The sequence below is a fragment of the Streptomyces sp. NPDC054956 genome (assembly GCF_053609185.1).
The window spans coordinates 24481-30950 of the sequence record NZ_JBSGXB010000057.1 but is presented as its reverse complement, the minus strand read 5'-3'; the positions used below and the strand labels follow the sequence as shown (position 1 = coordinate 30950).

The window sequence follows — 6470 nt, the reverse complement described above, 5'->3', positions numbered from 1 at the left end:
CTCATCCACCGAAGTGGACGGGGTATCAACTTTTGGCGTTGATTTTTGGCACGCTGTTGAGTTCTCAAGGAACGGACGCTTCCTTTGTACTCACCCGCAGTAACAATTACTGGGGCTTTCCTCCGGGCGCTTCCTTCGTTCTTGTGTCTCCGACTCTATCAGACTCTTTCGTGTCCGATTCCCGGCCGAAGCGGGTTTCGCTTTCCAGTTCTTCGCTTTCGCGTTTCCCTTTCCGGCGATTCCGACTCTATCAGATCCTTTCGGGCCTGACTCCCAGTCAGCGGGGCTTGCTGCTTGGGCTGTTAGGCCCTTGCGGCGAGTGAGACAGTAGCGGATTCCCTGCCCCCGAACCTAATCGGCGGCTGCGTCCGTGGACGCGGATTCCTCATTCGCAAATACGCATGAAAACGAGACGACGGAGTGCGTCGTTCGTTCGAAATGTGTAGTGCGGGATGGCTGTCCGGGGACCGACCGGAGTCGGCGCTCACTTCGGACAACTCGAAGAACCTTACGGATCGGGCACAGGTGTGTCAACCCCTGCCTCGACGTCACCCTCGCGTGGCCCCGGTCGGGGTACGGGGCTGCGCGCGCAGCCCCGTAGCGGGTGGGTGTCAGCTGTTGCCGGAGGCGAGTTCGCGGCTGCGGTCGCGGGCCGCTTCGAGGGCGGCGATCAGGGCGGCGCGTACGCCGTGCTTCTCCAGCTCGACGATCGCGTTGATGGTGGTGCCGGCCGGCGAGGTGACGGCCTCGCGGAGCTTGACCGGGTGTTCGCCGCTGTCGCGGAGCATCACGGCGGCGCCGATGGCGGCCTGGACGATGAGGTCGTGGGCCTGGGCGCGGGGCAGGCCGAGGAGGATGCCGGCGTCGGTCATGGCCTCGACGAGGAAGTAGAAGTAGGCCGGGCCCGAGCCGGAGAGGGCCGTGGCCGCGTCCTGCTGGGATTCCGGGACGCGCAGGGTCTTGCCCACGCCGCCGAAGATCTCCTCGGTGTGCCGGAGGTGCTCGGAGGTGGCGTGGCTGCCGGCCGAGATGACGGACATGGCCTCGTCCACCAGGGCGGGGGTGTTCGTCATGACGCGGACGACGGGGGTGCCGGGGGCGAGCCGTTCCTCGAAGAAGGAGGTCGGGACGCCGGCGGCGCCGCTGATGACCAGGCGGTCGGCGGGGACGTGCGGGGCGAGCTCTTCGAGGAGCTTGCCCATGTCCTGCGGCTTCACGGTGAGGATCAGGGTGTCGGCGCGCTTGGCGGCCTCGGCGTTGGAGACGGCCTCGACTCCGTAGCGGGCGACGAGCTCCGCCGCGCGCTCCGGGCGGCGGGCGGTGACGAGGAGCTTCGAGGCGGGCCAGCCGCCGCGGATCATCCCGCTGAGCAGGGCCTCGCCGATCTTGCCGGTACCGAGGACTGCGACTGTCTGGGTCATGCCCGATTCACCTCGCCGAACTGTTCTTGCACGTGAACTACGTAGACGTCCTCATCCTTGCACCCGGGCGGGGAAGCGGGCGGGGTCGTCCGGAGTGCGGTCAGGCCCGTGGGGGTCAAGGCGTCCGGCGGCGGAGGGTGGCGGCGCCGAGACCGAGGACGAGGAGGGCGCAGCCGGCGACGACGACGGCGTCGCGGACGAAGTCGGCGGTCATGTCGGTGTGGGTGAGGACCTGGGTCATTCCGTCGACGGCGTAGGACATGGGCAGGACGTTGGAGATGGCTTCCAGGACCGGCTGCATGGTGGAGCGGGCGGCGAAGAGCCCGCACAGCAGGAGCTGCGGGAAGATCACGGCCGGCATGAACTGGACGGCCTGGAACTCGGACGCGGCGAACGCGGAGACGAACAGGCCCAGTGCGGTGCCGAGGAGCGCGTCGAGCAGGGCGACGAGCAGGAGCAGCCACGGGGAGCCGACGACGTCGAGGCCGAGGGCCCACAGGGCGACGCCGGTGGCGAGCAGGGACTGCAGGACCGCCACGGCTCCGAAGGCGAGGGCGTAGCCGGCGATGAGGTCGCCCTTGCCGAGCGGCATGGCGAGGAGGCGTTCGAGGGTGCCGGAGGTGCGCTCGCGCAGGGTCGCGATGGAGGTGACCAGGAACATCGTGATCAGCGGGAAGATGCCGAGGAGGCTGGCGCCGATGCTGTCGAAGGTGCGCGGGCTGCCGTCGAAGACGTAGCGGAGCAGGATCAGCATGAGTACGGGGACCAGCAGCATCAGCGCGATCGAGCGGGGGTCGTGGCGCAGCTGGCGCAGGACGCGGGCGGCCGTGGCGGTGGTGCGTGCGGTGGTCATCGGGTGCTCCCCTGGGCGTTGGCCGCGGCCGCGGCGTTGGCTTCGTCGACGAGGCGCAGGAAGCCTTCCTCGACGGTGTCGGCGTGGGTACGGGTGCGCAGTGCGTCGGGGGTGTCCTGCGCGAGGATGCGGCCCTCGCGCATGAGGAGGAGGTCGTGGCAGCGCTCGGCTTCGTCCATGACGTGCGAGGAGACGAGGAGGGTGGCGCCGCGGGTGGCCGCGATGTCGTGGAAGAGGTTCCACAGGTCGCGGCGCAGGACGGGGTCGAGGCCGACGGTGGGCTCGTCGAGGACGAGGAGTTCGGGGCTGCCGAGGAGCGCGACGGCGAGGGAGACCCTGCTGCGCTGGCCGCCGGAGAGGTTGCCGGCGAGTGCGGTGGTGTGGCTGGTGAGGTCGACGTCGGCGATGGCGCGGGTGACGGTTTCGCGGCGGCGGTCGGCGGCGGCGCGGCCGGGGTCGAGGATCGCGGCGAAGTAGTCGAGGTTCTGCCGGACGGTGAGGTCGTCGTAGACGGACGGTGCCTGGGTGACGTAGCCGATGCGGGAGCGGAGCTCGGGGTGGCCGGCGGGGAGGCCGAGGACGTCGAGGGTGCCGGTGACGTGGGCCTGGGTGCCGACGACCGAGCGCATGAGGGTGGACTTTCCGCAGCCCGAGGGGCCGAGGAGTCCGGTGATGCGGCCGCGCGGGACGTCGAAGGCGATGTCGTCGATGACGGTGCGGGGGCTGCGGCCGGTGCCGCGGCGGACGGTCAGGCCGTGTGCGTGCACGGCGGATGCGGTGGCGGCCGCTCGGTTATTCATCATGTGATGAATAATGCTCCTGGCGGTGCCGGGGCGCAACCGTCCGGGCCGTCGGACTCGGGTTCGGGTTTCGGGTTCGGGTTTCGGGTTCGGTGCGGCTACTTCTTGCGCTTGGGGCGGCGGGCGGCCGGGTTGCCCGTACGGGTGCTGCGCCGGCGGGCGAATTCGGCCGTGGCGCGCTCGTACTCGGCACGGCGCAGCTTCTCGCCGGGGGCCTCGACGAAGCAGCGCAGGAAGTAGGCGATGAGGCCGCCGATGAAACCGATCGCCTTGAGGCCCTTGAGGGCGGTCTCGTCGGAGGACGGGGCCGGGCGGCGGCTGAAGGACTCCCAGGCCTTGACGAAGGCGATGGAGCTCGCGATGGCGAAGAGGACGACGACCGAGATGCTGAGGAACGGGCCGACGTTGCCGATCTCCAGGCCCTCGTAGGAGAACCGGAGCAGGAAGGCGCCGACGACCGCGGCGGCCAGCGCGCCCGCGGCGACGGCGACGCGGCGCAGGCCGTAGCCGCCGTCGTGGTTCACCCAGGTGGTGCCGAAGAACCGGATCGGCTCGGGCTCGGGGCCGGCGGGCACCGACGCGGGCGCCTGCTCCTGGGCCTCGGCGGCCGGCTCGGCGGGGGTCTGGTCTCGCTGGTCGTCGCTCACACCAGCGATTATCCCCCGCCGGCCGGTTCGGGCCCGGGGTGTCTCACGGGTCAGACCGCGCGGATGCTCCGGATGGACCTGGCGCTGCGACCGGGAAGGTGGGCCGGTGACGGCACTAGCTGCAGCGCGTGGCGACGTAGCCGTCGCTGCCGGTCTTCACGTAGGCGTCGGAGATGAACTCCCCGTTGCCGATGCAGTCCCAGATGGTCGTCGTGCCGTACGGACCGGAGACGTTCGTCCCCTCGCACTGGCAGCGGATGCCCACGGTCGTGCCGGCCGGAAGGACGCGGACGACGGAGTAGTTGGTCCCCGGGCCGCTCCGGACGTTCACGCGATAGCCCGGCGCGACCGGAAACGTCGGGAATCCCGACCCCGCCGCGAGGGTGTGAACTTGGCTTGAATCGCTCTCGATCGACATAAGAAATCTCCCCCCATGGGTGTTGCCCTGCGCAACTCGCGCAGGGTAGCAGGACCTTGGAGATTCGCACGGACCATCGACTAGGCTCCGGCGGGGGTGGTGATCGGTGCGTCCTGTGCGGGTGGACTACGCGGGTTTTCCGGAGTATGCCGGGCAGTACCGGCTGGAGTCCGTGCTCGGTTCCGGCGGCATGGGCGTCGTCCACCTGGCGACCTCCGAGTCGGGGCTGAAACTCGCCGTCAAGATCGTGCACCCCGAGCACGCGGTGGACCCCGAGTTCCGGGCCAGGTTCCGGCAGGAGGTCGCGGCCGCCCGGCGGGTGAGCGGCGCGTTCACCGCGCCCGTCGTGGACGCCGACCCGGACGCGGACCGGCCGTGGATGGCCACCCTGTTCATCGATGCCCCGACGCTCGCCGAGCGCGTACGCGAACGCGTGCTGGACCCCGCCGAACTGGCGCGGCTCGCCGCCGGACTGGCCGAGGCCCTGCGGGACATCCACCGGGCCGGGGTCGTGCACCGGGACCTGAAGCCCAGCAACGTCCTGATGGCCCCGGACGGGGTGCGGGTCATCGACTTCGGGATCTCCCGGCCGGCCGACAGCGACCTGCGGACCGAGACCGGCAAGCTGATCGGGACCCCGCCGTTCATGGCGCCGGAGCAGTTCCAGCGGCCGCGCGAGGTCAACGCGCCGGCCGACGTGTTCGCCCTGGGAGCGGTGCTGGTGCACGCGGCGACCGGGCGGGGGCCGTTCGACTCCGACAGCCACTACCTCGTCGCGTACCAGGTGGTGCACAGCGAGCCCGATCTGACCGGGCTGCCGGACCGGCTCGTCCCGCTGGTCTCGCGCTGCCTGGCCAAGGACCCGGCGGAGCGGCCGACCACCGACGAGCTGATCGCGGGACTGCGGGCGGCGGCGTACCCGACGGCCGAGGACACCCACGCCTTCATCCCCCGGCCGCGGCGGCCGGTGGCCGACGAGGAGGACACCCACCGGCGGGACCGGATCCCCGTTCCGGGGGACCCGGAGGCCCCGGGCTCCGGCAAGGGCCGGCGGCGGCCTCGGGTGGCCGTGGCGGCCGGGCTCGGACTCGCGGTCCTGATCGCCGCCGGTGCCACCGGCCTGTACGTCCGCTCCGGGCCGTCCGGGGACGGGACGCCTTCCGGGCCCGCCTCGCCGGCGGCGCCCGAGCCCCGGCCGCAGCGGGTCCTGCCGTGGTCGGTGACGCTCGGGGAACGCGGCTCGGCGTGCTCGTGGCAGGCCCCGGCGCTGTACTGCTCGGGGCCCGGTCCGGCGGCGGTCCGGCTCGACCCCGCGACCGGGGCCGCGCTGTGGACCGTACGGGACAGCGCGGCGGACGCCCGGGCGGCGGGCGGCAGCGCGCCCCAGTTCGGCGGCGGGCTCGTGTTCGTGGTGGCGCCGGGCAGCGAGGTGCTGCGGGCGCGCGACGGCGCGAGCGGCGCCGAGCGCTGGACGCGGAACCTCCCGGGGGGCGCGCGGCTGGTGACCGCCGGCGCGACCGTGGTGATCGCGGCCCCGAACGGGAACGTCACCGCGCTCGACTCGGCGACCGGCGCGGTGCGCTGGTCGAAGCCGGTCGGCGGGGCGGGCTGCCAGTGGTGGGGCTCCGCGGAGGAGCCGGGCGGACCGGTGCTCTACGGAGCCGCGCCGGCCGTCGACGGCAAGTCGACACAGCTGTCCGCGGTGGACCCGGCGACCGGGGCGGTGCGCTGGCAGGTCCGCACGGCCGGGCAGCTGCGGCCCGTCGGTACGGCGGGCGGCGGGCTGTTCCTGCTGGACGACGACACGGCGGAGACCAAGGTCGGTGCGGTCGTACGGATCGACGCGGCCACCCACGCGGTGACGCGGGTACGGCTGGCGGTGCCGCTGTACCAGGCGCAGGCGACCGTGGGCCCGGACGGCGTCGTGTACGCGTTCGGGGCCTCGGGCACGCTGGCGGCGATCGGCGTGAACAGGGAGCAGTGGCGGCTGGAGACGGGCGCGGCGGTGGCCTCCCGGCCCGTGTTCGCCGACGGGCGGGTCTACCTGAGCGCGTCGGACGGGCGGCTGCTCGCCGTCGACGCGGGGACGGGGCGGCTGCTGGGGCAGACCAAGCCCCGGATGGGCAGTGCGAAGGACACCTTCGCGGCGAGCCTGCCCGCGCCCGTCGCCGGTGACGGGCGGGTGTACGCGTCGGCGCCGGACGGCAGCGTCTTCGCGGTGCCGGCCGGGGATCCCGCCGGGTGGTGAGAACGCGGCGGCCCCCCCCCGGGGTCCCGGCGGGGGGCCCGTGCGGCGGGGGCCGGGCGGGGGGGGCCCCCACGGCGGGGAAC

Annotated in this window: 6 protein-coding genes; 1 reads left to right on the top strand and 5 read right to left on the bottom strand. The window is 72.5% G+C overall.

Going from position 1 to position 6470, the window contains the following annotated elements; translation table 11 throughout:
* Window positions 1-611 precede the first annotated feature (611 nt).
* From proC to ACWGDE_RS12935, 5 genes are all read right to left on the bottom strand, one after another.
* Window positions 612-1421: a pyrroline-5-carboxylate reductase gene (proC, locus tag ACWGDE_RS12955; RefSeq protein ID WP_453389021.1), complete on the bottom strand. Its 810-nt coding sequence runs from the start codon at window positions 1419-1421 to the stop codon at window positions 612-614.
* A gap of 115 nt (window positions 1422-1536) precedes the next feature.
* A complete protein-coding gene (locus tag ACWGDE_RS12950; protein ID WP_453389020.1) occupies window positions 1537-2274 on the bottom strand; it encodes an ABC transporter permease in 738 nt (245 codons plus the stop codon).
* Window positions 2271-3077: an ABC transporter ATP-binding protein gene (locus tag ACWGDE_RS12945; protein ID WP_453389019.1), complete on the bottom strand. Its 807-nt coding sequence runs from the start codon at window positions 3075-3077 to the stop codon at window positions 2271-2273. The genes ACWGDE_RS12950 and ACWGDE_RS12945 overlap by 4 nt, the downstream gene beginning before the upstream one ends.
* A gap of 95 nt (window positions 3078-3172) precedes the next feature.
* Entirely contained in the window at window positions 3173-3721 is a 549-nt protein-coding gene (locus ACWGDE_RS12940) for a hypothetical protein (protein ID WP_453389018.1), read from the bottom strand.
* A 115-nt stretch (window positions 3722-3836) separates the two neighbouring features.
* Window positions 3837-4139 carry a peptidase gene (locus ACWGDE_RS12935; RefSeq protein WP_453389017.1) on the bottom strand — a complete coding sequence of 101 codons (303 nt, stop codon included), beginning with the start codon at window positions 4137-4139 and terminating at the stop codon, window positions 3837-3839.
* Window positions 4140-4245: 106 nt separating this feature from the next.
* On the opposite strand from ACWGDE_RS12935, the gene ACWGDE_RS12930 reads away from it, so the two are divergent.
* Window positions 4246-6387, top strand: coding sequence for a protein kinase domain-containing protein (locus tag ACWGDE_RS12930; protein ID WP_453389016.1), 2142 nt, complete (start codon window positions 4246-4248; stop codon window positions 6385-6387).
* Window positions 6388-6470 lie beyond the last annotated feature (83 nt).

What these genes read in the sequence shown, in the direction of transcription:
- proC (WP_453389021.1), bottom strand. Translation starts at nt 1,421, where the DNA reads ATGACCCAGACAGTCGCAGTCCTCGGTACCGGCAAGATCGGCGAGGCC.
- ACWGDE_RS12945 (WP_453389019.1), bottom strand. Translation starts at nt 3,077, where the DNA reads ATGATGAATAACCGAGCGGCCGCCACCGCATCCGCCGTGCACGCACAC.
- ACWGDE_RS12950 (WP_453389020.1), bottom strand. Translation starts at nt 2,274, where the DNA reads ATGACCACCGCACGCACCACCGCCACGGCCGCCCGCGTCCTGCGCCAG.
- ACWGDE_RS12935 (WP_453389017.1), bottom strand. Translation starts at nt 4,139, where the DNA reads ATGTCGATCGAGAGCGATTCAAGCCAAGTTCACACCCTCGCGGCGGGG.